At 69.9% G+C, this 25381-nt stretch carries 27 protein-coding genes; 16 read left to right on the forward strand and 11 right to left on the reverse strand.

Annotated features, from left to right (window positions below; genetic code table 11):
* Positions 1-55 precede the first annotated feature (55 nt).
* The 3 genes from G6N75_RS03550 to G6N75_RS03560 form a co-directional block, all read right to left on the reverse strand.
* Positions 56-1294 (reverse strand): DUF4286 family protein, encoded by a 1239-nt coding sequence (locus tag G6N75_RS03550; RefSeq protein ID WP_165346693.1) that lies wholly within the window; start codon positions 1292-1294, stop codon positions 56-58.
* Between the two features lie 24 nt (positions 1295-1318).
* A complete protein-coding gene (locus G6N75_RS03555; RefSeq protein WP_346765482.1) occupies positions 1319-3829 on the reverse strand; it encodes an acyl-CoA dehydrogenase in 2511 nt (836 codons plus the stop codon).
* Between the two features lie 182 nt (positions 3830-4011).
* Positions 4012-4989: a malate dehydrogenase gene (locus G6N75_RS03560; protein WP_165346695.1), complete on the reverse strand. Its 978-nt coding sequence runs from the start codon at positions 4987-4989 to the stop codon at positions 4012-4014.
* Between the two features lie 318 nt (positions 4990-5307).
* Here G6N75_RS03560 and G6N75_RS03565 point away from each other — a divergent pair, with 318 nt between their 5' ends.
* Genes G6N75_RS03565 through G6N75_RS03585 form a run of 5 tightly spaced genes read left to right on the forward strand, consistent with a single transcriptional unit; the run spans position 5308 to position 8992 of the window.
* Positions 5308-5691 carry a GntR family transcriptional regulator gene (locus G6N75_RS03565; protein ID WP_165346696.1) on the forward strand — a complete coding sequence of 128 codons (384 nt, stop codon included), beginning with the start codon at positions 5308-5310 and terminating at the stop codon, positions 5689-5691.
* A complete protein-coding gene (locus tag G6N75_RS03570; RefSeq protein ID WP_165346697.1) occupies positions 5688-6545 on the forward strand; it encodes an ABC transporter ATP-binding protein in 858 nt (285 codons plus the stop codon). Before G6N75_RS03565 ends, G6N75_RS03570 begins: the two co-directional genes overlap by 4 nt.
* A 5-nt stretch (positions 6546-6550) precedes the next feature.
* Positions 6551-7459 carry an ABC-2 transporter permease gene (locus tag G6N75_RS03575; RefSeq protein ID WP_240900915.1) on the forward strand — a complete coding sequence of 303 codons (909 nt, stop codon included), beginning with the start codon at positions 6551-6553 and terminating at the stop codon, positions 7457-7459.
* Positions 7460-7509: 50 nt separating this feature from the next.
* On the forward strand, positions 7510-7899 hold the full coding sequence (locus tag G6N75_RS03580) for a BON domain-containing protein (protein ID WP_165346699.1): 390 nt from the start codon (positions 7510-7512) through the stop codon (positions 7897-7899).
* A 1-nt stretch (position 7900) separates the two neighbouring features.
* Positions 7901-8992: a DUF4097 family beta strand repeat-containing protein gene (locus tag G6N75_RS03585; RefSeq protein ID WP_165346700.1), complete on the forward strand. Its 1092-nt coding sequence runs from the start codon at positions 7901-7903 to the stop codon at positions 8990-8992.
* On the opposite strand, the gene purT is transcribed toward G6N75_RS03585, so the two are convergent.
* Positions 8989-10170 (reverse strand): formate-dependent phosphoribosylglycinamide formyltransferase, encoded by a 1182-nt coding sequence (purT, locus tag G6N75_RS03590; protein ID WP_165346701.1) that lies wholly within the window; start codon positions 10168-10170, stop codon positions 8989-8991. The genes G6N75_RS03585 and purT overlap by 4 nt on opposite strands.
* An 88-nt stretch (positions 10171-10258) precedes the next feature.
* Positions 10259-11290 carry a phage shock protein operon transcriptional activator gene (pspF, locus tag G6N75_RS03595; RefSeq protein ID WP_165346702.1) on the reverse strand — a complete coding sequence of 344 codons (1032 nt, stop codon included), beginning with the start codon at positions 11288-11290 and terminating at the stop codon, positions 10259-10261.
* 166 nt (positions 11291-11456) lie between these two features.
* Here pspF and pspA point away from each other — a divergent pair, with 166 nt between their 5' ends.
* From pspA to G6N75_RS03635, 8 genes are all read left to right on the forward strand, one after another.
* The gene (gene pspA, locus G6N75_RS03600; RefSeq protein ID WP_165346703.1) at positions 11457-12134 is read left to right on the forward strand and encodes a phage shock protein PspA; all 678 of its coding nucleotides are present in this window, start codon (positions 11457-11459) and stop codon (positions 12132-12134) included.
* Between the two features lie 24 nt (positions 12135-12158).
* Positions 12159-12386: an envelope stress response membrane protein PspB gene (gene pspB / locus G6N75_RS03605; protein WP_165346704.1), complete on the forward strand. Its 228-nt coding sequence runs from the start codon at positions 12159-12161 to the stop codon at positions 12384-12386.
* Complete coding sequence (locus G6N75_RS03610) at positions 12383-12661, forward strand: PspC domain-containing protein (RefSeq protein ID WP_165346705.1); 279 nt, start codon at positions 12383-12385, stop codon at positions 12659-12661. The genes pspB and G6N75_RS03610 overlap by 4 nt, the downstream gene beginning before the upstream one ends.
* Positions 12658-13047 carry an envelope stress response membrane protein PspC gene (pspC, locus tag G6N75_RS03615; protein ID WP_165346706.1) on the forward strand — a complete coding sequence of 130 codons (390 nt, stop codon included), beginning with the start codon at positions 12658-12660 and terminating at the stop codon, positions 13045-13047. Before G6N75_RS03610 ends, pspC begins: the two co-directional genes overlap by 4 nt.
* A 76-nt stretch (positions 13048-13123) precedes the next feature.
* Positions 13124-13336, forward strand: a complete 213-nt coding sequence (locus G6N75_RS03620) for a hypothetical protein (protein ID WP_165346707.1) — start codon at positions 13124-13126, stop codon at positions 13334-13336.
* A 71-nt stretch (positions 13337-13407) separates the two neighbouring features.
* Positions 13408-13623: a hypothetical protein gene (locus G6N75_RS03625; protein ID WP_165346708.1), complete on the forward strand. Its 216-nt coding sequence runs from the start codon at positions 13408-13410 to the stop codon at positions 13621-13623.
* A gap of 116 nt (positions 13624-13739) precedes the next feature.
* A complete protein-coding gene (locus tag G6N75_RS03630; RefSeq protein ID WP_165346709.1) occupies positions 13740-14438 on the forward strand; it encodes an ABC transporter ATP-binding protein in 699 nt (232 codons plus the stop codon).
* The gene (locus G6N75_RS03635) at positions 14435-16963 is read left to right on the forward strand and encodes an FtsX-like permease family protein (protein WP_165346710.1); all 2529 of its coding nucleotides are present in this window, start codon (positions 14435-14437) and stop codon (positions 16961-16963) included. The genes G6N75_RS03630 and G6N75_RS03635 overlap by 4 nt, the downstream gene beginning before the upstream one ends.
* A 297-nt stretch (positions 16964-17260) precedes the next feature.
* Here G6N75_RS03635 and G6N75_RS03640 read toward each other — a convergent pair whose 3' ends face one another.
* On the reverse strand, positions 17261-18250 hold the full coding sequence (locus tag G6N75_RS03640; RefSeq protein WP_165346711.1) for a zinc-dependent alcohol dehydrogenase family protein: 990 nt from the start codon (positions 18248-18250) through the stop codon (positions 17261-17263).
* 93 nt (positions 18251-18343) lie between these two features.
* On the opposite strand from G6N75_RS03640, the gene G6N75_RS03645 reads away from it, so the two are divergent.
* The 3 genes from G6N75_RS03645 (at position 18344) to G6N75_RS03655 (ending at position 21729) form a co-directional block, all read left to right on the forward strand.
* On the forward strand, positions 18344-19228 hold the full coding sequence (locus G6N75_RS03645) for a DUF6279 family lipoprotein (protein ID WP_165346712.1): 885 nt from the start codon (positions 18344-18346) through the stop codon (positions 19226-19228).
* An 82-nt stretch (positions 19229-19310) separates the two neighbouring features.
* Positions 19311-20987, forward strand: a complete 1677-nt coding sequence (locus G6N75_RS03650; protein ID WP_165346713.1) for an AMP-binding protein — start codon at positions 19311-19313, stop codon at positions 20985-20987.
* Positions 20935-21729, forward strand: a complete 795-nt coding sequence (locus tag G6N75_RS03655) for a DUF3108 domain-containing protein (protein WP_165346714.1) — start codon at positions 20935-20937, stop codon at positions 21727-21729. The genes G6N75_RS03650 and G6N75_RS03655 overlap by 53 nt, the downstream gene beginning before the upstream one ends.
* Here G6N75_RS03655 and G6N75_RS03660 read toward each other — a convergent pair whose 3' ends face one another.
* From G6N75_RS03660 to G6N75_RS03680, 5 genes are read right to left on the reverse strand one after another with little or no spacing between them, the layout of a single operon-like run.
* On the reverse strand, positions 21730-21993 hold the full coding sequence (locus tag G6N75_RS03660) for a hypothetical protein (RefSeq protein ID WP_165346715.1): 264 nt from the start codon (positions 21991-21993) through the stop codon (positions 21730-21732). It lies immediately after the preceding gene.
* Between the two features lie 48 nt (positions 21994-22041).
* The gene (locus tag G6N75_RS03665) at positions 22042-22299 is read right to left on the reverse strand and encodes a hypothetical protein (protein ID WP_165346716.1); all 258 of its coding nucleotides are present in this window, start codon (positions 22297-22299) and stop codon (positions 22042-22044) included.
* 30 nt (positions 22300-22329) lie between these two features.
* Complete coding sequence (locus G6N75_RS03670) at positions 22330-23094, reverse strand: SDR family oxidoreductase (protein ID WP_165346717.1); 765 nt, start codon at positions 23092-23094, stop codon at positions 22330-22332.
* An 11-nt stretch (positions 23095-23105) separates the two neighbouring features.
* Positions 23106-24188, reverse strand: a complete 1083-nt coding sequence (locus G6N75_RS03675) for a phosphotransferase family protein (protein WP_165346718.1) — start codon at positions 24186-24188, stop codon at positions 23106-23108.
* The gene (locus tag G6N75_RS03680) at positions 24185-25381 is read right to left on the reverse strand and encodes an acyl-CoA dehydrogenase family protein (protein ID WP_165346719.1); all 1197 of its coding nucleotides are present in this window, start codon (positions 25379-25381) and stop codon (positions 24185-24187) included. The genes G6N75_RS03675 and G6N75_RS03680 overlap by 4 nt, the downstream gene beginning before the upstream one ends.

Raw genomic sequence — 25381 nt, forward strand, 5'->3', positions numbered from 1 at the left:
GCTCACGCCGCGGGGTCCCGGATGATGCACCGGGTCGCCGTGCCGGGGCAATCCGCTACAGGGTCACCGCAGTGTAGAGCAGAAGGCCGACGAAGGTGGTCACCAGGGCCAGGAGGTAGCTGAGGCCCATCAGCACGTACTTGAACAGGGTCAGCCAGAAACCCTGGCCGTAAACCCGGCGCAGTGCCCGGAACAGGTAGACCATGAGGTAGATGAAGGCCGCGGTGTTGATCAGGCCGGTCGGCAGGACGCCGGGCGCCAGCCGGGCGCCGCCCTGCTCGAGCAGGATCAGCAGCAGGCTGAACAGATAGAAGAACGAGTGGTAGTGGACCAGGAACAGCAGGTGTTCCGCGTAGTAGCGGCCCGACAGGGGATAGGCCAGCTTCATCACCAGCGCCATCACCGGCAGGAACAGGAACATCATGGCCGGGATATTGCTCAGCACGGCGCGCATGAAGCTGCGGCCACGGTCGAGGGTGATGCGCTCGCAGATCTCGCGTGCGCGCTCGGGCGGCACCAGCTCCTCGAACCAGGGCGGGACGCCCTCGTAGTTGACATTGCACATCTCGTCGAACTGGGCGCCCGCCACCGTCACGTCGACATCCGGCGGACCCGGCTCGGCAGTCTCCTGCTGCGGGGTATCCCCGTCGATCACGACGGCGTCGCCGATGCTGAAGTCCGCCAGCAGCGAGGCGACGAAGAAGAACACGATGCTGGCGGCGATGAACAGCCGGAAGGGCGGCACGTAGCGGGCCCGCTTGCCTTCCAGGTAGTCGACGGTGAGCCGGCCCGGCCGGAACAGCAGCAGGCCGAGGGTCCGCCAGAGCCGCGAGTCGAGCGAGGCGATCAGGTCGCCGGCATCTTTCAGCAGCTCCCACAGGGTGATCATGCGCGTGCGGGCGCGCTGGCCGCAGTTGGCGCAGTACTGGCCCCATAGCAGCTGGTCGCAGTTCGGGCAGGGGCGGGCATCGGTCAGCGCCGCGTCGCGCCCCTCGTGCACGATCCGCCGGCTGGCGCGAAAGCGGTCGCCGAAGCGGCTGGTGCCCTCGGCCCGCATCCGCGGTGCGTCCTCGCGCAGGTAGCGCTCCAGCGCCGCCTGGTTCTCGAGTTCGTAGCGGACGATGCGCAGGGCGGCGCCCGTCTCCGGGTTCTCGCCCTTGTGGATGGTGGCGCCGGTGAAGCCCGGCAGGGCGATCACGTCGTCGACGTGATACTCCAGCCAGGTCTCGAATTCGCGCAGGATGGCCGGGTCCGGCTCGAGCGTGACCTCGTAGGTGATGCGCTCGCCGGACACGGTCCTGGTCCCGCCCCGCTGCCGTCAGGCCTCGCTTGGCGCGGCCGCCTGCTGTGCCGACTTGCTTGCGCGCGGCTTGCGCGCCGCCTTCTCCGCCGGTTGCTGCACCAGCGGCGCCAGCTCCTCCGGCGCGAAATCGTCGACGTGGATGATCGCCATGATCTTCTCGTCGGCCGCGCGCAGCTTCTCGGCCTCCTCGGCCGTCAGGATGCCGGTGGCCACTGCTTCCTCCAGCTGGTCGGCCAGGGCGAGCGCGAGGATCTTGCCTTCCTTGGCGCCCTTGCGCAGCTTCTTCTCCAGCGGCGCGATCTCGATGGAGAGCTCCATCGCCTCCTGCAGCAGGCCGAGGTGGTTGCCGGGCTCGACGGTGCGGTAAACGCCCTCGCACAGGCCGTCGCGCATCTCGCCCGGGCTGATCACGCCCTCGACGATCCGCCGTGCCAGGCTGTCGCGGGGCGAGCTGAAGCTGCGGCCGCGGGGGAACACCACCAGGCGCAGCGCGTGCGCTACCCAGCGCACCGGGAAGTTGCGCAGGAAGCCGTGCAGCTGCTCCTGGGCGCGGTACAGCAGGAAGCGGCAGCTCCACTCCACCAGCGGCAGGTCGGCTTCGCGCCGGCCCTGGTTCTCCCAGTGCTTCAGCACCATGGACGCGAGGTACAGGTTGGAGAGGATGTCGCCCAGGCGGGCCGACAGCATCTCCTTCTTCTTCAGCGCGCCGCCGAGCGTCAGCATGGCGGTGTCGGAGACCAGCGCGAAGGCCGCACTGAAGCGGCTGATGTGCTGGTAGTAGCGCCGCGTCGGCCCGCGCGTCGGGCTCTCGGCGCCGCGGGCGCCGGACAGGCCGAGCACGAAGGCGCGGGCAGCATTGGAAAAGGCGTAGCCGATGTGGCCGAACAGCGCCCGGTCGAACGCTTCCAGCCCGGCTTCCTGGTCCGGGTCCTGCGCCGCATGCAGCTCCTTCAGCACGAAGGGATGGCAGCGGATCGCGCCCTGGCCGAAGATCATCAGGCTGCGCGTGAGGATATTCGCGCCTTCGACCGTGATCATCACCGGCACCGAGTTGTAGCCGGTGCCGAGGTAATTCTTCGGCCCCATGCAGATGGCCTTGCCGCCGTGGATGTCCATGGCGTCGTCGGTGACGTCGCGGCCGAACTCGGTGCAGTGGTACTTCAGGATGGCGGCCGGCACGGCCGGCTTCTCGCCCGCGTCCACTGCGGCGATGGTGACGCTGCGGGCGGCGTCCACGATGTAGGTGAAGCCCGCCATGCGCGCCAGCGCTTCCTGCACGCCCTCGAAGCGGCCGATGGACATGCCGAACTGCTTGCGGATGCGGCTGTAGGCGCCAGTGGCGAACACCGCCGCCTTGGCGCCGCCGTTGGCGTTGGACGGCAGCGAGATGCAGCGGCCGACGGAGAGACACTCCATGAGCATGCGCCAGCCCTGGCCGGCCATCTTCGGCCCGCCGATGATGGCGTCCAGCGGCACGAACACGTCCTTGCCCTCGATCGGGCCGTTCATGAACGGCACCGACAGCGGCAGGTGGCGGCGCCCGATCTCCATGCCGGGCGTCCCGGCGGGCACCAGCGCCAGCGTGATGCCGACATCCTTCTCCTCGCCCAGCAGCCCCTCGGGGTCGAACAGGCGGAAGGCCACGCCGACCACGGTCGCCACGGGCGCGAGAGTGATGTAGCGCTTGGAAAAATTCATGCGGATCCCGACGACTTCTTCGCCGTCGACTTCCTGCCTGCAGACCACGCCCGTGTCGGGGATGGACGCGGCGTCGGAGCCGGCGCGCGGGCTGGTCAGGCCGAAGCAGGGAATCTCGCTGCCGTCGGCGAGGCCGGGCAGCCAGCGGTTCTTCTGCTCCTCGGTGCCGTACTTGTGCAGCAGCTCGGCGGGGCCGAGGGAGTTGGGCACGGCGACCGTCGAGGCCAGCGTGGCGCTGCAGCTGGCGACCTTGGTCAGTACCTGGCTGTGAGCGAAGGCGGAGAACTCGAGCCCGCCGTAGCTCTTCGGGATGATCATGGCGAAAAAGCCGTTCTCGCGCAGGTACTTCCAGGTCTCGGGCGAGAGATCCTGCAGCGAGTGGGTGACCTGCCATTCGTCATTCATGCGGCACAGTTCTTCGCAGGGCCCGTCGAGGAAGGCCTGCTCTTCTTCGGACAGCTGCGGGGCGGGAGCACCCAGCAGCTTGTTCCAGCGCGGCACGCCGGCGAACAGCTCGCCTTCCCACCACACCGTGCCGGCTTCCAGCGCCTCGCGCTCCGTGCGCGACATCGAGGGCAGCATCTTGCGATACATCTTCAGCATCGGGCGGGTCAGCCGCTCGCGCCGGAAGTCCTCGATATTCAGCGCCACCAGCCCGGCGAACAGCACCCAGAGGACGAGGTTCCACAGGAACCCGCCGCTGCCGAAGAGGGTGTAGGCGACCAGCGCGGCGCCGGCGGCGGCGGTGAACACGCCCAGGCTGACCCGGCGGTAGGCCAGCGCGATCGCGCCGCCGAAGAAAACGAGGAACCAGAACAGAGTCGCCACGATGTACCCCCTCGAGCTTGCGGGCTGACGGCTCCCGGAAAAAGAAGCCATACAAGCGTTTGAATATAACCCCCGTGCCGGGGGTGCCGCAAAGATTTCGCGCGTCCGGCCAGAGCAGATTGCGCCGCGCGGGGGTGGCGGGAATAGAGGGCGCCGCGACCCGGCGGCGCCCCCCGGAGGCCTCAGAGCAGGTCCTTCACCCCGTCGCGCTCCTCGAGCAGCTCGGCCTCGGTGGCCTGCATGCGCTCGCGGCTGAAGTCGCTGGTCTCCAGCCCCTGCACGATCTCCCAGCGGCCGTCCTGGCACCGCACCGGGAAGGAATACACGATCCCTTCGGCCACGCCGTAGCTGCCGTCCGAGGGCACGGCCATGCTGACCCAGTCCTCGGCCGGGCTGCCCAGCGCCCAGTCGCGGATGTGGTCGATGGCCGAGGAGGCGGCGGAGGCGGCCGAGGACAGGCCGCGGGCCTTGATGATGGCCGCGCCGCGCTGCTGCACGGTGGGAATGAAGTCGTCCTTCGCCCAGGCCTCGTCCACCAGCGTCGGCGCCGCCTTGCCGGCCACCAGGCAGTGGCTGATGTCGGGGTACTGCGTGGCCGAGTGGTTGCCCCAGATGGTCATCTGGCGAATGTCCTTCACCGGCGTGCCGGTCTTGAGCGACAGCTGCGCCAAGGCGCGGTTGTGGTCCAGCCGCGTCATGGCGGTGAAGCGCGCATGATCCAGGTCCGGCGCGTTCGAGTAGGCGATCAGCGCGTTGGTGTTGGCCGGGTTGCCGACCACCAGCACCTTCACCTTGCGATGGGCGTTGTCGTTCAGCGCCTTGCCCTGGGCGGAGAAGATCTTCGCGTTCTCCAGCAGCAGGTCCTTGCGCTCCATGCCGGGGCCGCGCGGCTTGGCGCCGACCAGCAGGGCATAGTTCGCGTCGCCGAAAGCCTCGGCCGGGTCGTCGGTGGCGACCACGCCGGCCAGCGTCGGGAAGGCGCAATCCAGCAGCTCCATCTCCACGCCCTTGAGCGCGCCCAGCGCCGGGGGAATCTCCAGCAGCTGCAGGATGACCGGCGTGTCGGGGCCGAGCATCTGGCCGGAAGCGATGCGGAAGGCGAGCTGGTAGCCGATCTGGCCGGCGGCGCCGGTGATGGCGACTCGGGCGGGCTGGGTCATGGAGGACTCCCTGTTCTTGTTGCTGGCGGGACGGGGTGGGGCCCGGCCGTGGAGCGGCGGGGCGACCTCCGCATTTTAGCAGCGGCCGCCTGCCGGTGGGCCGGGTTGCGCAGGGGGGGTTGCATTCCTTCGAACTAGTGTTATAGTTCACTACAACACCGGCTCAGACACAGGCGGACAGCCGCCAGCGAGAACTGCCATGAAGACGCACATCAAGACGCAGATGACCCGCGAACAGACCATGCGCATGCTGACGATTTTCGCGATTGCCTGCCTGACGCTCGCGTCCATCGCCGCCTGAGGCACAAGGAGTCACCCATGGAAGGCGAGTGGAACGATAGCCAGCCTATCTACCGCCAGCTCCGCGACCGCGTGGTGAAAATGATCCTCGAGGGCGTGCTCGGCGACGGCGACGCACTGCCCTCGGTCCGCACCGTGGCGGCCGAGTACCGGCTCAATCCCCTGACGGTCCTGAAGGGCTACCAGGAACTGGTCGACGAAGGCCTGGTGGAGAAGCGCCGGGGCCGGGGCATGTACGTGCGGGACGGCGCCCGCAAGGCGCTGGTCAAGGACGAGCGCCAGGCGTTCCTGGACGAGCAGTGGCCGGAGGTGGTGCGCACCATCCGGCGCCTGAAGCTGGACCTGGACGAGCTGCTGGCATCGGCCCGCCGGCAGCTCGATGACGAGGAGAAGCCGCAGTGAGCACCGTGATTCGCGCCCGGGGCCTGTCGCGCCGCTACGGCAGCACCGTGGCCCTGGACAATGTCGACTTCGAGATCCAGAGCGGCCGCATCGTCGGCCTGGTCGGGCCCAACGGCGCCGGCAAGACCACGGCGTTGAAGGCCGTCCTGGGCCTGGGCCATTTCGACGGCGAGCTGGAAGTGCTGGGCCTGGACCCGCGCCGCCAGCGCGCCGAGCTGATGCAGCAGGTGTGCTTCATCGCCGACGTGGCGGTGCTGCCGCGCTGGCTGAGGGTGCGCCAGGCGCTGGACTTCGTGGCGGGGCTGCACCCGCGGTTCAACCGCGAGCGGGCCGAGGCTTTCCTCGCCCAGACCGAGATCAAGCGCGACAGCAAGGTCAGCGCCCTGTCCAAGGGCATGATCGTCCAGCTGCACCTGGCGCTGATCATGGCCATCGACGCCCGGCTGCTGGTGCTGGACGAGCCGACGCTCGGGCTCGACATCCTCTATCGCAAGGACTTCTACGCCACGCTGCTGAACGACTATTTCGACGGCGAGCGCACCATCCTCCTGACCACCCACCAGGTGGAGGAGGTGGAGCACATCCTCACCGACCTGATGTTCATCAGCCACGGCAAGCTGGTGCTCGACGAGCCGATGGAGTCGCTGGGCGAGAAGTACCTGGAGCTGGTCACGCGGCCGGACCAGGCCGAGGCCGCCCGTCGCCTCGGGCCGCTGTCGGAGCGCCAGGGCCTGGGCCGGCACGGCTTCATCTTCGAGAACCGCAGCCGCGAGGAACTGGCGCCGCTGGGCGAACTGAAGGTGCCGGGCGTAGCGGACCTGTTCGTCGCCAAGGTCAGGAGGACTGCGTCGTGAACCAGATGATGACCCTGTTGCGCCGGGAACTGGTCGAGCATCCCGCCAGCTGGATGGTGCCGGCGGTGCTGGGCGCGCTGTTCGTGGTTGCCGCGCTGTTCGCCGTGTTCGGCATCGCGCGGGTGGGGATCGACGAGATCCAGTTCGACTCCGACCTGATGGCCGAGGCGGCCGACCCGATGCAGATCCGTGCGGTGCTGACGGTCATGTTCCTGTCGATCGCCACGCTGTTCTCCGGGGTGATCAGCGTGATCATCGCCTTCTACCTGCTGGACGCGCTCTACGCGGAGCGCAAGGACCGCAGCATCCTGTTCTGGAAATCGCTGCCGGTCAGCGATCTCAAGACGGTGGGTTCCAAGTACCTGACCGGCTTCCTGGTGATGCCGCTGCAGGCGCTGGCCATGTTCCTCGCCACTGCAGTGCTGGTCTGGCTCATCGCGGGCCTCGCGGGCGCCGTCGCCGGCACGGGCCAGTTCCTGTTGCAGGGACCGCTGGCCCTGCTGCAGGCGGCGATCGTGATGGCCTACGGGCTGATCGCGTTCGGGCTCTGGCTCGCGCCCGTGCACGCCTGGCTGCTGCTGGTCTCCGCCTTTGCCCGGCGCGCGGTGCTGGCCTGGGCGGTGTTGCCGCCGCTGCTGGCCATCGTCGCGGAGAAAGTCCTGTTCGACACCAAGTACTTCGCGTTCCTCCTGGGGCAGCGCCTGTCCGGCGGCATGGAACTCGCCTTCAGCGGCGAGGGCAGCGCCGCCATCGTGGCGGAGGACGAGGGCTTTTCGGCAGTTTTCCCCGCGCTGTCCGACCTCATGACGCCGGGGCGTTTGCTGGCTGCCCCAGAGCTGTGGGGCGGTCTGGTGGTGGCCGCGGTTTTCCTGGCCGGCGCCGTCTGGCTGCGGCGCTGGCGCGACGATTCCTGATCCTGCGCCTGGCGCGCAGCCCTGTCTTAGTTCACGGAGGTTCGAGAGTCATGTTGACCAAGTTCAAGCAGCCCCTGGTCCCCGCCCTGGCGCTGTGCGCCGTCGCCCTCGCCGCCGGCGGGTGCGTGGTGGTGGTGGATGGGGAAGGCGTCCACCGGGGGAAGAGCGACGTGGAGTGGGCCAAGGTGGGCGATTCCGCCCCGGCGGCGGCGTCGGCCGCGGCCGACGGCGCCCTGGCGCGCGAGGTCCGCAACCGCTTTGAGGCCGACACGGCCCTCGCCGGGGAGGACATCACGGTGTCGTCGAGCGGCGATGTCGTGACCCTGCATGGCCGCCTCGGCGAGCCGGCGCTGCTCGAGCACGCGCTGCGGGTAGCGGCGGAAGTGCCGGGCGTGACGCGCGTCGTGTCGCGGCTGACGATCGAGATGGAGGGACAGTGAAATGCAGATGATCAGCCACAAGTCATGGCCGGCCGTCCTGGCGCTGGCCGCACTCGTCGCCTGGCCGGCAATGGCCGCCGAGCGCGTGGTCGAACTGGAGCTTGATGCGCCCACGCTGCGCGTCACCAATCTTGCTGGCTCGGTGCGCATCGTCCCGGGCGACACCGGGCTGCTGCGCGCCACCATCAGGTCGGCTGACGCGGACCTCGGCGATGCCGTCCGCATTGACCAGGAGCGCGACGGGGACACTCTCAGCGTGACGGTCCGGCTGCCGGGTCGCCTCGATGAGGTGCGCTACGACGACGACCAGTTCCGGCGGCTCGACGTGCGGCTCGAGTACGAGGGCGACCGGATCCGCGTCCGCAGCAACGACGGCCAGCGCCTGCGCGTCGACCTCGAGCTGCAGCTGCCGGCCGGTGCCCTGCTCGAGCTGCGCCAGGGTGTCGGCGAGATCAGTGCGGCCGGGGTCGATGCCGACCTCAACCTGAGCCTCAACTACGGGCGCATCCGTGCGATGGACGGGCAGGGGGCGCTGGTGGCGGTGACCCGGGCGGGCGACATGGACATCAGCAGCCAGCGCGGCCAGCTCGACGCGCGCTCCGGCTCCGGCGACCTGCGGATCGAGAACGTCCTCGGCACCAGCCGCGCGCGCACCGGGTCCGGGGACATCATGCTGCGGGGCGCGGACGGCGACATGCAGGTCGAGACCGGCTCGGGCAACCTCGAGCTCGGCGACGTCATCGGCTCGCTGCGGGCGCGCACGGGCTCCGGCGACGTCGAGATCCGCAATCTCGGCGCGCGCGCCCAGCTGGACATCGCCACCGGTTCGGGCGACGTCGAGGCCGACGGCGACCTCGGTGCGCTGCGTGACGTGACCATTCGCACCGGCAGCGGCGATGTCGACCTGCAGAGCACCGAGCCGCTGTCGCTCCGGCTCAGCCTCGGCACCGGCAGCGGCAGCATCAAGGTCGACGTGCCGGTGATGGGCGAGGTGGAATCCGGCCGGCGCAGCTTCCGGGCCACGGTCGGCGCCGGCGAGGGTGAAGCCCGCATCAACACCGGCAGCGGCGATATCCGTATCAAGGCGCCCTAGAGGCTGATCCGCACCGCTTCGGCAACGCGTCGCGCCCTGGCCCGCGCCTCCTCCAGGCTCTCCCCGCGGGCCAGGGCCACGCCGAGCCGGCGCCGGCCGTGGAGTTCCGGCTTGCCGAACAGCCGCAGGTCCGTGTCCGGTTCCACCAGGGCATCCGACACGCCGGCGTAGCGGATGTGGCTGGAGTCGCCCTCGCCGAGGATGGCGCAGGAGGCCGACGGCCCCCACTGGCGGATCGCCGGGACCGGCAAGTCCAGGATCGCGCGCAGGTGCAGCGCGAACTCCGACAGGTCCTGCGACACCAGGGTCACCAGCCCCGTGTCGTGCGGCCGGGGCGAGACCTCGCTGAACAGCACCTCGTCGCCGCGCACGAACAGCTCCACGCCGAACAGGCCATGGCCGCCGAGGCGGCCGGTGATCGCTGCCGCGACCTGCTGCGCCCGCTCCAGGGCCAGCGCCGTCATCGGCTGCGGCTGCCAGGACTCGCGATAATCGCCGTCGACCTGCAGGTGGCCGATCGGCGCGCAGAAACTGGTGCCGTCGCGGTGGCGCACCGTGAGCAGCGTGATCTCGTAGTCGAACTCGACGAAGCCCTCGATGATGACGCGGCCGGCGCCGGTGCGGCCGCCCTGCTGCGAGTAGGTCCAGGCGCGCTCGATGTCGGCCTCGCTGCGGACCGTGGACTGGCCCTTGCCGGAGGAGCTCATGACCGGCTTCACCACGCAGGGCAGGCCGATCTCGGCGACCGCGGCGCGATACGCCTCCTCGGTGTCGGCGAAACGGAAGGGCGAGGTCGGCAGGCCGAGTTCCTCCGCCGCCAGCCGCCGGATGCCCTCGCGGTCCATGGTCAGGCGCGCCGCCACGGCGGTCGGGATGACGTTCCAGCCTTCCGCCTCCAGGGCCTGCAGCTCGGGCGTGGCGATGGCCTCGATCTCCGGCACGATCAGCGCCGGCCGCTCCTGCTCCACGACCGCCCGCAAGGCGGCACGGTCCAGCATGTCGATGACGTGGCTGCGGTGGGCGACCTGCATGGCAGGGGCGTTGGCGTAGCGGTCCACCGCGATCACCTCGACCCCCAGCCGCTGGGCCTCGAGCGCCACTTCCTTGCCGAGCTCGCCGGAGCCGAGCAGCAGCAGCCGGGTGGCGGTATCGCTGAGGGGAGTGCCCAGGGTAGTCATAGCAGCCTCGCCGAGGTCGGGTTCAAGCAGCGGGTCGCGGCCAACGATACCGTCGCGCCGGATGGCTGTCACGAGCGCGCCGTTGCGCTCAGGCGGGCGGCCTGCCCGGCCTGCCCGGGCCGCCCACGCCATGCTTGCGGAGCAGGCCGCGCAACTGGTCGTAAGTCAGCCCGAGTGATTCGGCGGCGACGCGGCGGTTGCCGTCCGCCGCGTTCAGCGCGCGCAGCACCAGGCGCTGCTCGAAGCGGTCGACCTCGGCGCGGAAATCGAGCGGCAGGGCGGACCCGGGCGGGAGCTCGCCCGCGGCCTCGTCGGGCGCCGCCGCGTCGGGCGCAGGCGCATGAGGCGTGGCGAAGGGATCGAAATGAATTTCCTCGAGCGGCTGCGCCGGGTCACTGGCGCGATAGATCGAGCGCTCGACGGCGTTCTTGAGTTCGCGCACGTTGCCAGGCCAGGGCCAGGCCAGCAGCGCCTCGACGGCCCGTTCCGAGAGCCCGGGAAAGAACGGACGGCGCAGCTCGGCGGTGAAAGCCACGGCGAAATGCTCCGCCAGTTCCAGCACGTCTTCCGGCCGCGCGCGCAGGGGCGGCACATGGACGACGTCGAAGGCCAGCCGGTCGAGCAGGTCGGCTCGAAAGCGGCCCTCTCGCGCGGCTGCCGGCAGGTCTTCGTTGGTCGCGCCGAGAATGCGCACATCGACCTGGAGCGTCTCGCTGCCGCCGACCCGCTCGAACTCGCCGTACTCGATGACCCGCAGGATCTTCTCCTGCATCCGCGCCGGCAGGGTGCCCAGCTCGTCCAGGAACAGGCTGCCGCCGTCGGCGCGCTCGAAGCGGCCCGTATGCCGCCGGGTGGCGCCGGTGAAGGCGCCGGCCTCGTGGCCGAACAGTTCCGACTCCAGCAGGCTCTCCGTGAGCGCGGCACAGTTGAGCTTCACCAGCGGCTGCTCCCAGCGCGGCGACAGGTAATGCAGCCGGGCGGCCACCAGTTCCTTGCCGGTGCCGCGCTCGCCGAGGATCAGGGCCGGCCGGTCGAGCGGCGCCAGGCGCGAGACCTGCTCGAGCATGGCGCCGAAGGCCGGCGAACTGCCCAGCATCGGTGAACCGGTATCGTGATCCATGGGCGAATAATGCCGAGTTTGGGCGCTAATCACCAAATTTAATTGGCAGGCTACGCCGATTTTCCTCAGCGCCCCGAAAAATTTGCATTTAAAACAGTCAGTTGTGAGCCGCCTAGAGCTGGCACGGTTCCTGCAACTACCTGGTCAGGACAACGGAGGAACCGCCATGGGCATCTTTTCCCGCTTTTCTGACATCGTGAATTCGAACATCAACGCCCTGCTGGAGAAGGCCGAGGACCCGGAGAAGATGGTCCGGCTGATTATCCAGGAGATGGAAGACACCCTGGTCGAGGTGCGCTCTGCCGCGGCTCGCGCCATCGCCGACCGCAAGCAGCTCTCCCGCCGCCTGGCCGAGGCGCAGCGCGAGGCCGAGGACTGGGGCCGCAAGGCTGAGCTTGCGGTGCGCAAGGGCCGGGACGACCTGGCCCGCGCCGCCCTGACCGAGAAGTCGCACGCCGAGCAGCGCGTGGCCACGCTGGAAGAGCAGGGCGTCCAGGTCGAAGAGGCGCTGGCCCGGCTGAACGACGACATGGCCCGGCTGCAGGAGAAGCTCGCCGACGCCAAGGCGCGCCAGAAGGCGATGGTCGTGCGCCACCACACCGCCGGCCACCAGCTGGAGATGCGGCGCCAGATCCACGAGTCGAGGATCGACGACGCGCTGGTGAAGTTCGAAAAGTTCGAGCGTAAGCTCGAGGACGTCGAGGGCCGGGTCGAAGCCTACGACCTGGGCCAGCGCAAGGACCTGGGCCGCGAGTTTGCGAGCCTCGAGTCCGAGGAGTCGATCGAGGCCGAGCTGGCCGCGCTGAAGCAGCGCGTTGGCGGCGAGACCCAGGACAAGGCCTGAACGAGGGCTTGAGGAGCCGGCACGATGGAAGAGTTCATTGGCGCATTCATGATCATCCTGGCGGCCGTCGTGCTGCCGCTGGTGGTGATCCTGCACTACGTCACCAAATGGAAGTCCTCGCGGACCCTGTCGGGCGACGAGCAGCGCATGCTCGAGGAGCTGTGGCAGGACGCGCAGAAGATGGAAAGCCGGATCAATGCGCTGGAGACCATCCTCGACGACCAGGTGCCCGACTGGAGGAGACGGACATGAACCGCGGCCTGCGATCCCTGCGCAGCGTGCGCCTCTACCGCGACAGCGAGCGCGGCATGGTGATGGGCGTCTGCGCCGGCCTGTCCGACCAGTTCGGCTTCCGGCTCGGGCCGCTGCGGATCATCACCCTGGTCTCGCTGCTGCTGTTCACCCTGCCCACGCTGCTGGTGTACGTGGCCGCCGGCCTGCTGCTGCCCGACAAGCCGTTGCGCTATTACGGCAGCCGCGACGAGCGTGACTTGTGGGGCAGCCGTTCGGGGAGGATGGAAGCGTGAAGCGCGAGCCCAATCCCGCCCGTTTCTATCGCGATCCCGAGGCCGGGCGGCTCGGCGGCGTGTGCGCCGGCATCGCCGATTACTTCGGCTTCGACCTGACGCTGACGCGGGTGCTGACCATCATCGGGATGCTGTTCTTCCCGACACTGATCCTGGTTTACGTCGCCCTGTGGTGGCTGTTGCCGACCAAGCCGGGCAAGCTTTACCGGGACGCGGAGGACCAGGAGTTCTGGCGCGGCGTGCGCGTTTCGCCGGCCGCGACCTTGTCGGACGTGCGCCATCGCTTCCGCAGCAACGAGGCCCGGCTGCAGCGCATGGAGCGCTACGTCACCTCGCGCAATTTCGGTCTCGACCGCGAGTTCCAGGATCTCGAGCGCGGCGATTGATCAGCCCGCGCGGCGTGGGCCGCCCGGGCGGCGGGAAAGACAACAACAGCAACAACAACCAGCAGGAGAGTTTCTGGTGAACGTCTTTGAAATGGTCATCATCATCGTCTTCCTGGGCATCGCCTCGGAGATGTTCTCCAAGTGGCTCAAGCATAAGAAGCAGGTCGCGCCCGCGAGCGACCCCCGCATCGAACGACTCGAGGAGCGCGTTCGCGTGCTCGAACAGATCGTCACCGACTCCGGCTACGAGCTGCGCCGCCAGTTCCGCGACCTGGAGCGAGGCAGCTGAGGCGTTCGCCGCCTGATATCCTCTGTTTCCGCGCGGCTCCGGCCTGACAATCAGCAGAAGGAGATCATCAGGTGCATCCATTCGAACTGGTCGCCATCATTGTCTTCCTCGGCATCGTGTCGAAGATGTTCTCCGACTACATGAAGAACAAGAAAGAGAGGCCGCCGGCCGAGACCGACGACCGCATCGAGCGGCTCGAGGAGCGCGTCCGCGTGCTCGAGCAGATTGTCACCGACTCAGGCTACGAGCTCCGGCGCAAGTTCCGCGACCTCGAGCGCGAGGACTGAGGTCCGCGCCCGCCTGATATCCTGAGCTTCCGCGCGGCCGGTCCGCGCCGTCGCAGGAGTCGCAACCGGACGGTCGCGACGCGCGAAGACGTGGCGTACGCCGCGAGGAAGCCCAGATGCCGCCGCACCAGACCACTGTCCACGTCCGCCTCCAGTCCGTCAGCAAGGACTACGACGAGCACGGCCAGCCCCATCCCGTCCTGCGCGAAGTCACGGCGGAGATCGCCCGCGGCGAGCTGATCGTGCTCGTCGGGCGCTCGGGCTCCGGCAAGAGCACGCTCCTGAACATCATCGGCGGGCTGGACCGCCCGACCCGCGGCGAGATCACCATCGCCGGGCAGCCCCTGTCCGGGCTGTCCGAGGACGGCCTGGCGCGGTTGCGCCGCCGCGAGATCGGCTTCGTGTTCCAGTTCTTCAACCTGGTGCCGACCCTGACCGCGCTGGAGAACCTCCTCCTGCCGCTGGACCTGCTGGGGGTGGACCGGGCCGAGGCGCGGCAGCGCGCCGAGGACTGGCTGGCGGCGGTGGGGCTCGCGGGGCGCGGCGGCTCCTTCCCCGAGGAGCTGTCCGGCGGCGAGCAGCAGCGAGTGGCGCTGGCGCGCGCCCTGATTCACCGCCCGGGCCTGGTGATTGCCGACGAGCCAACGGGCAACCTGGACCTCGAGACCGCCCAGCAGGTGCTCCGCCTGCTGGACGACCTCTGTCGCCGCGAGGGCACCACGCTGGTGATGGCGACCCACAGCCCGGAAGTGGTGGGCGTGGCCGACCGCGTGTTCTCGATCCACGAGGGGCGGCTGGAGATCTCGACGCCGTGAGCCGCCTGCTGGCCCGCTCCGGACGGCGCTTTTTCATCCGCCATCCCTGGCAGTACGTGCTGGCGGTGATCGGCGTGGCGCTGGGCGTGGCCGTGGTGCTCGGCGTGGATCTGGCCGGCGCCAGTGCCCGGCGCGCCTTCGACGCCTCGACCGAGATGGTGATGGGCCGGGCGACGCACCAGGTCCTGCCGCGGACGGGCGGGCTGGAGGAGATGCTGTACCCGGAGCTGCGCCGGACGATGCATGCCCGGCCTGGCGGCGGCGCGGCGGCCCCCGCCGTCGAAGGTGCGTTGACGCTGCCCGGTGGGCGCCGAGCCCTGCTGCTCGGCCTGGATCCCTTCGTCGAGGCCCCCTTTCGCGACGAGCTGACGGCGTGGAGCGGAGACGTGGACCTGCTGTCCCTGTTGGCCCGCCCCGGCGCGGTGGCGCTGCCGGCCCCGCTCGCGGCCGAGCTGGGCATCGCCCGGGGCGACCGCATCGAGGCTGTCACCGCCGCCGGCCCGATCCAGCTCGAGGTGGCCGGGATCGTGGTCCCGGACGAGGCGCAGGCGGCCGCCGCCTCGGGCTATGTCTTCGCCGACATTGCCACTGCGCAGGAGCTGCTCGGCATGGTGGGCGAACTCAGTCGCATCGACCTGATCGTCGACGACGCCCTGGCGGCGGAGCTGGCCGCAAGCCTGCCGCCGGAAGTCGAACTGGTCGAGGCCTCGGCCCGTTCGCGCGCCACCTTCGGCATGACCAGCGCCTTCCGGCTCAACCTGACCGCACTCTCGCTGCTGGCGCTCCTGGTCGGCGCCTTCCTGATCTACAGCACCATGAACTTCCTGGTGGTACGCCGGACCCGGACCATCGGCATCCTCCGCAGTGTCGGCGTCGATCGCGCCGGGATGGTTCGCAGCATCCTCGGCGAAGCCCTGGTGGTCGGCGTCCCGGGCACGCTGCTCGGCCTGCTGCTGGGCGCCGCGCTGGGCTCCGGCCTGACCGGGCTCGTGGTGCAGACCATCGACGATCTCTATTTCCGGCTGCGCGTGGATGCGCTGGCACTGGCCGGCTGGCCCTTCGCCAAGGCGGCGGCGCTCGGGGTGGGCGCCACCATTGCGGCGGCCCTGGGCCCGGCCCTGGAAGCGGCGAGCATCCCGCCGCGGGCGGTGCTGTCGCGCGCCTCGATGGAGCGGCGTACCCGCCGGCGCCTGCCATGGCTGGCGGCGGGCGCCGGCCTGGCGCTGGTCCTGGCGGTCGCCCTGCTGGCCGCCGGCGGCAACTCGCTGGTGATCTCCTTCGCGGGCCTGTTCGGCGTCTTCCTCGCCGCCGCGCTCGCCACGCCGCCGGGGACTGCCGGTCTCATGGCCCTGCTGGACCGTGTGCTGCCGGCCCGGCTGCCGGTGCCGGCGCGCATGGCCATCCGCGGCACCACCGCTTCGCTCAGCCGCACCGGCGTCGCCGTGGCCGCCCTGGCCGTAGCGGTGGCCACGGTGATCGGCGTCGGCCTGATGGTCAGCAGTTTCCGCCTCAGCGTGGACGAGTGGCTGCGCCAGACCCTGGTGGCTGATTTCTATCTCGCGGTGGACGAAGCCTGGTGCGAGGGCGCCGCCGGGCTCGACCCGCTCGCCGCCGACCTGTACCGCCTGCCCGCCATCGACGAGGTCACCTACTCGCAGCGCATTCGGGTGCAGGCCGGCGGCGAGGAGTGGCGCCTGTGGGCCGTGGATCCCGGCAGGCGGGGCCTGGGCTCGGCCATCCTCCAAGGCGATCCCGCCACTGCGCGGGCACGTTTCGACGCCGGCGAGGCCGTGCTCGTCTCCGAGCCCTGGGCCAATCGCCGCGGCACCCGCGTCGGCGAGATCATCAGCCTGCCCACGCCCCGGGGCATCGTCGACTTCCCGGTGGCGGGCGTGTTCCGCGACTACACCTCCGATCGCGGCGTGATTGCGCTCCACCGGGACCGCTACCGCGAGTTGTGGGGCGACGCCTGCAGCGAGGGGGTGGGCGTGACCTTCGCGCCCGGCACCGACGATGCGACCGCGCGGCGCGCCATCGAGAGAGTGCTGCCCGAGGGCAGCGCCATCTGGCTGTCGAACAACGCCGAGCTGCGCGCCGCCTCGCTGGCGGTCTTCGACCGCACCTTCACCATCACGCGCGTGCTCCAGGTGCTGGTCGGCCTGGTCGCCTTCCTCGGCATTCTCTCCGCGCTGCAGGCCCTGCAACTCGAGCGAGTGCGCGAAACCGCGGTGCTGCGCGCCGTGGGCTGGCTGCCGCGCCAGCTCCGGGCCCTGGTGGTGGCCCAGACCGGGCTGCTCGGCCTGGCCGCGGGCCTGTTCGCCGTGCCGCTGGGCATCGTGCTGGCGGGATTGCTGGTCTTCGTCATCAACCGCCGCGCCTTCGGCTGGACCATGACTTTCGAGGTCGGCGCCGGCGAGCTGCTGCAGGGACTGCTGCTCGCGCTCATCGCGGCGCTGCTCGCGGGCGTCTACCCCGCCTGGCGCACCAGCCGCCGGCCGGTGGCCGAGGACCTGCGCGAGGAGTGACCCACGTCCGCCGGCCGGCCATGACCCCGTCCCTGACCGCGGCTCGGGGCATTGCAGGGTCCCCTTCGCTTGGAAATCTGATGCCGCTCAGGGGAGCCCGCAATACCCCGGCCGCTGCCCCGGAGGCCCGTCAAACCCGCGGGCGCAGGTCAGCCCCGAGCCCGGTGCCGACCCTGTTACCTGCGCAGCGGCTGGGTATGACAGGGTCCTGTGAGCGGCATCAGATTTCCAAGCGAGCAGGACCCTGTCATGGCCAGCCGGCGGACGGGTCTTCAGGGGCCGTCACCGCGCGGACGGTCAGCCGTGCGAGGGGACCAGCACCGCAGCGCCCTGGAGCCGCCCGGCGCGCAGGTCGTCCAGCGCCTCGTTGGCGCGCGCCAGCGGGTAGGGCACGACCTCGGTCTGGATGGGAATCGTGTCGGCCAGGGCGAGGAAGTCGACCGCGTCGGCGCGGGTCAGGTTCGCCACGGAGCACAGCACGCGTTCGCCCCAGAGCAGCTCGTAGGGGAAGGCCGGGATGTCGCTCATGTGGATGCCGCCGCACACGACCGTGCCGCCCGGGCGTACGGCAGCCAGCGCGGCCGGCACCAGTTCGCCGACCGGGGCGAACAGCAGGGCGGCGTCCAGCGGCTCCGGCGCCGGCTCGTCCGAGCCGCCCGCCCAGCAGGCGCCCTGGGTCCGGGCGAAGTCCATCGCCGCGGTGTCGCCGGGCCGGGTGAAGGCGCAGATCTCGCGGCCCTGCCAGCGCGCGACCTGCGCGACGATGTGGGCCGCGGCGCCGAACCCGTAGATGCCGAGGCGCCGCGCCGCGCCGGCCTTGGCCAGGGTGCGGTAGCCGATCAGGCCGGCGCACAGCAGCGGCGCCGCGTGCAGGTCGTCGTAGGCCGCCGGCAGGGGGAACACGAAGCGCGCGTCCGCGATCGCCTCTTCGGCATAGCCGCCGTCGAGCTGGTAGCCGGTGAAGCGCGCCTCGGGGCATAGGTTCTCCTGGCCTGCGCGGCAGTAGTCGCAGTCGCCGCAGCTCCAGCCCAGCCAGGGGATGCCGACCCGAAGGCCGGGCTCCAGCGGTACGTCCGCTGCCGCCTCGATCACGGTGCCGACGATCTCGTGGCCGGGGACGACGGGCAGGCAAGGGTCCGGCAGCTCGCCGTCGACCAGGTGCAGGTCGGTGCGGCACACGCCGCAGGCGGCGACCTGCACCCTGACCTCGCCGGCCTGGAGCCGGCGGCGACGCCGGCGCCGCTCGACCAGCGGCCGTCCCGGCGCGTCGAGGACCATGGCTTTCATGCGCTCGTCTCCGGCCCCGTGTAGGCTGGCCCCTGCATCCCGTTCAGGGAAGGTTAACGAACCTCATGGCAGCTTGCGAGACAGGTTGGAGTGATGCACGAGACGAAAGAGTTGTCGCCATGTCACCGGATTGGCCGCTGCCTGCTGGCGGGCGTCGCGCTGCTTGCGCTCGCGGGCTGCAGCACCTCGTATGTCTACGAGCGGGCCGACCGTTTCGCGGGGCGCTGGCTCAACGGGTACGTGGAGCTGCAGCCGGCCCAGCAGGCGGTGCTCGAAGCCGAGCTGGACGCGCTGCACGACTGGCACCGGCGCGAACACCTGCCCCGTTACTCGGCCTGGCTCCGCTCGCTGGCGGGGGAGCTGGCGGTCCCGGGCGAGCTCGGCCCGGCGGAACTCAGGGCCCGGGGCGAAGAGCTGGGCGAGTTCTGGCGCGAGCTCGCGGACCGGGCGTTGCCGCCGCTGCTGGAGCTCGGGGCCGGCATGGAGGACCCGCAGGTGGAAGAGTTCCTGGCGCGACTGCGGGAGGAGCATGCGGAGGAGCTCGAGGAAAGCGCCGAGCGCGCGCCGGAGGGCCACGCGGCGCGGCGCGCCCGCTCTATGGAGCGTTTCCTGAAGCGCTGGACCGGTTCCTTGTCGGCGGCCCAGCGAGCCGAGGTCCGGGCCTGGTCGCGCCAGCTCGAGCCCTCCCGCGAAGCCTGGCTGGAGAGCCGCCTGGGCTGGATCGACGCCATGGAACGCGCGCTGGGCAACCGGCGGGACGAGGAGGCCCTGGAAATCGCCGCGCAGCGACTGATCGTCCGGCCGGAGGACCGGTGGACGCCGACCTACGCGGCGCTGGTCGAACGCAACAGCGTCCGGACCACGGACTTTCTCGCCCGCTTCCTGGCGGAGCTGGAGAGCGGCCAGCGCGCCCGCGCCGTGGGCCGGCTGGAGGAGCTGGCCGCCGAGTTCGAGGCACTGGCGGCGAACGATGGCTGAGTCGATTTGCTGCACTGCGTATAGCTGCGGCGCAGGACTGCTGATTTAATCCTCGGTCGGCCTGTTCACCGGAGAAAGGATCGTGGAGAAGCCCTGGCTCAACAGTTACCTGCCCGGCACGCCGGCCGAGATCGATCTCGGCGACGGCGCCACGCTGGTCAGCATTTTCGAGGAGAGCGCGCGGCGTTTCGCCGATCGCCCGGCCTTTTCGTGCATGGACCACGCCATCAGCTATGGCGAACTGGATCGCATGTCGGCCGCGTTCGCGGGGTGGCTGGCCAGCGCCGGGCTGCAGCCCGGTGCGCGCGTCGCCATCATGCTGCCCAACGTGCTGCAGTACCCGGTGGCGCTGTTCGGCATCCTGCGCGCCGGCATGACGGTGGTGAACGTCAACCCGCTGTACACGCCGCGCGAGCTGAAACACCAGCTGGTCGATTCGGGCGCGGAGGCGATCCTCATCCTGGAGAACTTCGCCGCGACTCTCGAGAAAGTGGTGGCGGAGACCGGCGTGAAGCACGTGGCGGTCACGGGGCTCGGCGACCTGCTCGCCTTTCCCAAGCGGCACATCGTGAATTTCGTCGTGCGCCGGGTGAAGAAGCTGGTGCCGGAGTACCAGCTGCCGGGCCATGTGGCCCTGGCCGATGCGCTGGCGCGCGGCCGGGCGCAGGGCTTCGAGCCGGTAGCGGTCAGCCAGGACGACCTGGCTTTTCTGCAGTACACGGGCGGCACTACCGGCGTGTCGAAGGGCGCCATGCTCACCCACCGGAACATGGTGGCCAACCTGCGCCAGATGCACGCCTGGATCGGCGACCTGATCGACGAAGGACGCGAGGTGGTGATCACTGCGCTGCCGCTCTACCACGTGTTCAGCCTGGTGTGTAACTGCCTGCTGTTCATGTCGGTCGGCGGCCTCAACGTGCTGATCACCAATCCGCGCGATGTCCCGGCCTTCGTCAAGGAACTGTCGAAGCTGAAGTTCTCGATCATCACCGGCGTCAACACGCTCTACAATGCGCTGCTGCAGGACCCGGGTTTCGCCAAGCTCGATTTCAGCCACCTCAAGTGGGCGGGTGCCGGCGGCATGGCGCTGCAGGCGGCGACGGCCCAGCAGTGGCACGACGTCACCGGCAAGTACGTGCAGGAAGGCTACGGCCTGACCGAGACCTCGCCGGTGGTGAGCATGCAGCCGACCACGGTGGATGCGGTCTTTACCGGCACCATCGGCCTGCCGCTGCCCTCGACCGAGGTGGTGATCCGCGACGAGGACGGCCGCGACCTCGCGCCCGGCGAGCCCGGCGAGCTGTGCGTGCGCGGTCCGCAGGTGATGAAGGGCTACTGGCAGCGGCCGGAGGCCACCGAGCAGGTGATGTATCCCGACGGCTTCCTGCGCACCGGCGACATCGCCACCATGGATGAGCAGGGCTTCTTCCGCATCGTCGACCGCAAGAAGGACATGATCCTGGTGTCGGGCTTCAACGTATTCCCCAACGAGGTGGAGAACGTGGTCACCCTGCACCCGGACGTCATCGAGGCGGCCTGCATCGGCGTGGCCGACCCGAAATCCACGGAGGCGGTAAAGATCTTCGTGGTGAAGCGCGAGGGCGCCACGCTGGATGCGAACGGCGTCATTTCCTGGTGCCGCGAGAGCCTGACGGCGTACAAGGTGCCGCGGCACGTGGAGTTTCGCGCCGAACTGCCCAAGACGAATGTCGGCAAGATTCTTCGCCGGGCGCTGCGCGACGAGGCGCAGGGAGGCTGACATCGGCATCCTGAACCAGCTGTCCCGGGTTCTCGTCCTGCTCCTGCCGGTCCTGCTGGCGGGACCGGCGGCGGCGAGCGATCCGGGTCTCGCGGTCCCCCCGCACCAGGCGCTCTACCATGCCTCGGTGCGGGGGATCCCGGTGCGGGTCGGCCTGCGCCTCGAAGCCAGGGACAACGGTTTCTACCAGTACCGCTCCTGGGCCGAGCCACGCGGGCTGCTGGGATTCATTAACCGGGAGCTGACCGAAACCAGCCTGTTCACGGTGGCCGACGGGCGCGTAATGCCCATTTCTTACCGCAAGCGCGACGAGTTCGGCGACCGGCACAGCGACATGCGCTTCGACCCGGTCGCCGGCACGGTCCAGATCAAGTACCGCGGCAGGGAGTCCACGGTCGACTGGGAGCCCGGGATCTACGACCTGCTCAGTCTGCGGGTGGCGCTGGCCCATGACCTTGCGCGCGGCGAGCTGGGCGAGGTGTACCGGGTGGTCGATGATCGCGGCCGCGTGGATGCGGTCGACGTCACCGTCGCGGCGCAGGAGCCGATCGATACGCCCCTGGGCCGCCTCGAAACCGTGCGGCTGGAGTACTACAGCGAGCGCCGCGACCGGCTTTTCCGGCTCTGGATCGCGCCGGAGATGGACACCGCGCTCGTCGCCCTCGAGCAATACGAGGGCGGCGACCTGCGGGGCCGGCTGGAGATCGTGGAGTACCAGCGGCTGGAGGCCGCCGGGGACTGATCAGCGCAGCCGGGAGCGGATGTTGCGATAGGCCTGGGCGAGCTCGTCGGTGAGCACGCCGAAGGCGGCGCCGACATCTTCCGAGGATTCCTTCGCTTCCTTCGCTGCCCCGGAGAGGCGGCTCTCGAGGCGCTCCCATTTCTTCTCGAGTTCGGACCACTCGTCCCGGAACTCGGCCTTGCCCAGCTCCATCTGCACGCGCAGTTCGTCGCGCTCACGGCGCAGCCGCTCGAGGACCTGTTCGCGTTTCGATGCTTCGGTCATGACATGCACCTCGCTTCTCCGCTGCCTGCCCAAAGCATAGATCAACGCTCAGCTTCCTCCAGTCGCCGACCGCCACCGCCGCGCCCGGCCGCCCAGCCACTGGCCGAGAAAATAGGCCCCGACGAACAGCGGCAGCGTCGCCAGCCGCCAGTCGAGCCCGAGCACGTCGCGGATCAGCCACACCAGCGGGATGGGTGCGTGAATAGCTACGACCCAGCGCCAGGAGCCCTTGGCCTCGCCGGCTCGCCAGTAGCCGAACGGCAGGTTGGCGAGCCACACCAGGGCCAGGGCGAGGGACAGGGCCAATTAGAAGCGCTCCAGATGCTGCCCGCGGCCTCAGGCCAGGAAGCCGCCGTCCACCGGCAGGCAGGCGCCGGTGATGTAGGAGGAGGCGTCCGAGGCCAGGAACAGGATGGCCGGCGCGATCTCCTCCGGTTCGGCCACGCGGTTCATGGGGATCAGCGGCAGGATCATGTTGAGGATGCGCTCGTTGCCGATCAGCGCCGAGGCGAACTTGGTGTCGGTGAGGCCCGGCAGCACCGCGTTGACCCGCACTTGCCAGGGCGCGCACTCCTTGGCGAAGGCCTGCGTCATCGAGATCACCGCGGCCTTGGTGACCGAGTAGATGCCCTGGCCGGGTCCCGGCCGCTCGCCGTTGATCGAGGAGGTGTTGACGATGGCGCCGCCACCCCCCTGCTTCATCAGCAGGGCGGCCTTCTGCGACATCACGAAATAGCCGCGCACGTTGACCGCCACGGTCTTTTCGATCATCGAGACCGGGGTCTCCGTGATATGGCCGAAGTGGGGATTGGTGGCCGCGTTGTTCACCAGGACGTCGAGCCGGCCGTGCGCGCCCTCGATCTGGGCGAAGGCAGCCTCGATCGAATCGATCTCGCCCACGTGGCAGGCCAGCGCCTCGGCCTGGCCGCCCTCGGCCCGGATCGATTCCGCCACCGCCTCGACGCTCTCGTGCTTGCGCGAGCTCACGATGACGTGCGCGCCGTGGCGCGCCAGCAGGCGGGCGGTGGCCTCGCCGATGCCCCGCGAGGCGCCGGTGACCAGGGCCACGCGGCCGTCGAGGTTGAACAGGGAATCGCTCATCAGGGTCTCCTTCAAAAAGCCGTCTTGCCCCCGGCCACCGCCTCCGCGGTGCGCGACAGCACCGTGCAGAACTGGCCGAAGGGCGCGAAACGCGGGTTCTTCGTCTGGCCCAGCACGAAGCGGTAGTAGATCTGCTGCACGATCACCGCCAGACGGAACAGGCCGTAGACATAGTAGAAATCGAAGCGGGCGGGGGCGAGGCCCGCGCGCTCGCAATAATACTCGACCACCTGCGCCCGGCTGAGCATGCCCGGCAGGTGGGTGGGCAGCATCCGGATCTGCTGCAGCGGAGCGGGATCGTCGGCCTGCACCCAGTAGGCCAGCGAGGCGCCCAGGTCCATGAAGGGATCGCCCAGGGTGGCCATCTCCCAGTCGAGCACGCCCCGGATGCGCCAGCCCACCTTGGTCGGCTGCAGCACCACGTTGTCGAACTTGTAGTCGTTGTGGATCAGGGCGGCGCGGCCGGAGTCCTTCGGCTGGTGCGCCTCGAGCCACTGCATCAGCGCCTCGTTGTCCGGCACGTCGTCGGTCCGGGCCGCGCGGTAGCGCTGCGACCAGCCGCTCACCTGGCGCGCCACGTAGCCCTCCGGATGCCCCATCTCGCCGAGCCCCGCCGCCTCGTAGTCGACGGCGTGCAGCTCCGCCTGCACATCGACCAGGTTGCGGCACAGCGCCGCGGCGTCGTCGGGCGCGAGCAGCATGTCGTCCGGCAGCTCGCGCCGCAGGATGCGGCCCTGCAGGCGCTCCATCAGGTAGAACTCGTCCCCGATCACGTCGCGGTCGGCGCAGAACAGCAGCGTGCGCGGGGCATAGGGGAAGACCGCCTGGATCCGCGACAGGATGCGGTACTCCCGGCCCATGTCATGCGCGCTGCGCGCCTTGGTGCCGAACGGCGGGCGGCGCAGCACCCACTCGCGGCCGCCCGTCCTGAGCAGGTAGGTCAGGTTGGAGGCGCCGCCAGGAAACTGGCTGATCTCTACCGGACCGCTGAAGCCCGGCAGGGCGCCGGCCAGGAAGGCCGCCACCGCGCCGGCGTCGAGCTCTTCGCCGGCCCGCGGCGGCCGGGCCTCCTCGGGCAGCTGCGCGTCGCTCATCGTTCGGCCGCGGCCTTCAGCAGCCGCCGGGCCACCGCCATCCGATGCACCTCGTCCGGGCCGTCATAGATGCGCGCGGCGCGTTCCTCGCGATAGAAAAAGGCGAGAATGCGATCGTCGGTCACGCCGAGGCCGCCATGTGCCTGCAGCGCGCGGTCGACCACCCGCTGCATCACGTTCGCCGTGTAGTACTTGATCATGGAGACACGCTCGCGGGCGGCGCGGAAACCTTCCTGCTCGATGGTCCAGGCGGTCGCCAGCACCAGCGCGCGCGCCGCCTCGATCTCGGCCGCCGATTCGGCGATCCAGTCCTGCACCGTGCCCATCTTCGCCAGCGGCAGGCCGGGCTTGATCTCGCGGCGCAGGGAATGGGCGATGAGCTCGTCCAGCGCCCGCCGGCAGATGCCCAGCCAGCGCATGCAGTGATGAATGCGTCCCGGCCCGAGACGCTCCTGCGCCATGGCGAAGCCCGCGCCGGCCTGGCCCAGCAGGTTCTCGACCGGCACCCGCACGTTCTCCAGCCGGACCTCGCCGTGGCTGAAAAAGCCGCTGCCGGGATGCCCCATGACCGGGATGTTCCGCACCAGTTCCACGCCCGGGCGGTCCATCTCCACCAGGATCATGCTGGCGCGCTGGTACTTGTCGGCGCCGGCGTCGGTCACTGCCATGCAGATGCCGAAGCGGGCGCCGTCGGCGGCGGTGGCGAACCACTTGTGGCCGTTGATGACGAACTCGTCGCCCTCGGGCGTCGCGGTGGTGCCCATCTCGGTCGGGTTCGAACCGGCGAACTCCGGTTCGGTCATCAGGAAGCAGCTCCGAATCTCGCCCGCGGCCAGCGGCTCGAGGAAACGTTCCCGCTGCGCCGGCGTGCCGTGCGCCGCCAGCAGCTCCGCGTTGCCGGCGTCCGGCGCCTGGCAACCGAAGACGAGGTGCCCCAGCGGACTGCGGCCGAGCATCTCGGACAGCAGGCCGAGCGTCACCAGGCCCTCGCCGCTGCCGCCCTCCGCCGGGGGCAGGTTGGGGGCCCACCAGCCGCGGGCCTTGACCTCCTCCCGGCAGTCCGCCACCGCCCGGTACAGGCCCTCCCAGTCGCTCGCCAGCAGCAGGCGCTCGAGCGGCTGGATGCGTTCGATGACGAAGGCGCGCACCTCGGCGAGGCGGGCGGAGAGTTCCGGCGAGATGCTGAAGTCCAT

It is taken from the genome of Thioalkalivibrio sp. XN8, from assembly GCF_011058255.1.
Taxonomy (GTDB): Bacteria; Pseudomonadota; Gammaproteobacteria; order Steroidobacterales; family XN24; genus XN24.

Excerpts from the sequence above, each read along its gene's own strand:
- G6N75_RS03560 (WP_165346695.1), bottom strand. The coding sequence starts at position 4,989 with ATGACCCAGCCCGCCCGAGTCGCCATCACCGGCGCCGCCGGCCAGATC.
- G6N75_RS03565 (WP_165346696.1), top strand. The coding sequence starts at position 5,308 with ATGGAAGGCGAGTGGAACGATAGCCAGCCTATCTACCGCCAGCTCCGC.
- G6N75_RS03575 (WP_240900915.1), top strand. The coding sequence starts at position 6,551 with ATGATGACCCTGTTGCGCCGGGAACTGGTCGAGCATCCCGCCAGCTGG.
- G6N75_RS03580 (WP_165346699.1), top strand. The coding sequence starts at position 7,510 with ATGTTGACCAAGTTCAAGCAGCCCCTGGTCCCCGCCCTGGCGCTGTGC.
- G6N75_RS03585 (WP_165346700.1), top strand. The coding sequence starts at position 7,901 with ATGCAGATGATCAGCCACAAGTCATGGCCGGCCGTCCTGGCGCTGGCC.
- purT (WP_165346701.1), bottom strand. The coding sequence starts at position 10,170 with ATGACTACCCTGGGCACTCCCCTCAGCGATACCGCCACCCGGCTGCTG.
- pspF (WP_165346702.1), bottom strand. The coding sequence starts at position 11,290 with ATGGATCACGATACCGGTTCACCGATGCTGGGCAGTTCGCCGGCCTTC.
- pspA (WP_165346703.1), top strand. The coding sequence starts at position 11,457 with ATGGGCATCTTTTCCCGCTTTTCTGACATCGTGAATTCGAACATCAAC.
- pspB (WP_165346704.1), top strand. The coding sequence starts at position 12,159 with ATGGAAGAGTTCATTGGCGCATTCATGATCATCCTGGCGGCCGTCGTG.
- G6N75_RS03610 (WP_165346705.1), top strand. The coding sequence starts at position 12,383 with ATGAACCGCGGCCTGCGATCCCTGCGCAGCGTGCGCCTCTACCGCGAC.
- G6N75_RS03630 (WP_165346709.1), top strand. The coding sequence starts at position 13,740 with ATGCCGCCGCACCAGACCACTGTCCACGTCCGCCTCCAGTCCGTCAGC.
- G6N75_RS03640 (WP_165346711.1), bottom strand. The coding sequence starts at position 18,250 with ATGAAAGCCATGGTCCTCGACGCGCCGGGACGGCCGCTGGTCGAGCGG.
- G6N75_RS03645 (WP_165346712.1), top strand. The coding sequence starts at position 18,344 with ATGCACGAGACGAAAGAGTTGTCGCCATGTCACCGGATTGGCCGCTGC.
- G6N75_RS03655 (WP_165346714.1), top strand. The coding sequence starts at position 20,935 with ATGTCGGCAAGATTCTTCGCCGGGCGCTGCGCGACGAGGCGCAGGGAG.
- G6N75_RS03660 (WP_165346715.1), bottom strand. The coding sequence starts at position 21,993 with ATGACCGAAGCATCGAAACGCGAACAGGTCCTCGAGCGGCTGCGCCGT.
- G6N75_RS03670 (WP_165346717.1), bottom strand. The coding sequence starts at position 23,094 with ATGAGCGATTCCCTGTTCAACCTCGACGGCCGCGTGGCCCTGGTCACC.
- G6N75_RS03675 (WP_165346718.1), bottom strand. The coding sequence starts at position 24,188 with ATGAGCGACGCGCAGCTGCCCGAGGAGGCCCGGCCGCCGCGGGCCGGC.
- G6N75_RS03680 (WP_165346719.1), bottom strand. The coding sequence starts at position 25,381 with ATGGACTTCAGCATCTCGCCGGAACTCTCCGCCCGCCTCGCCGAGGTG.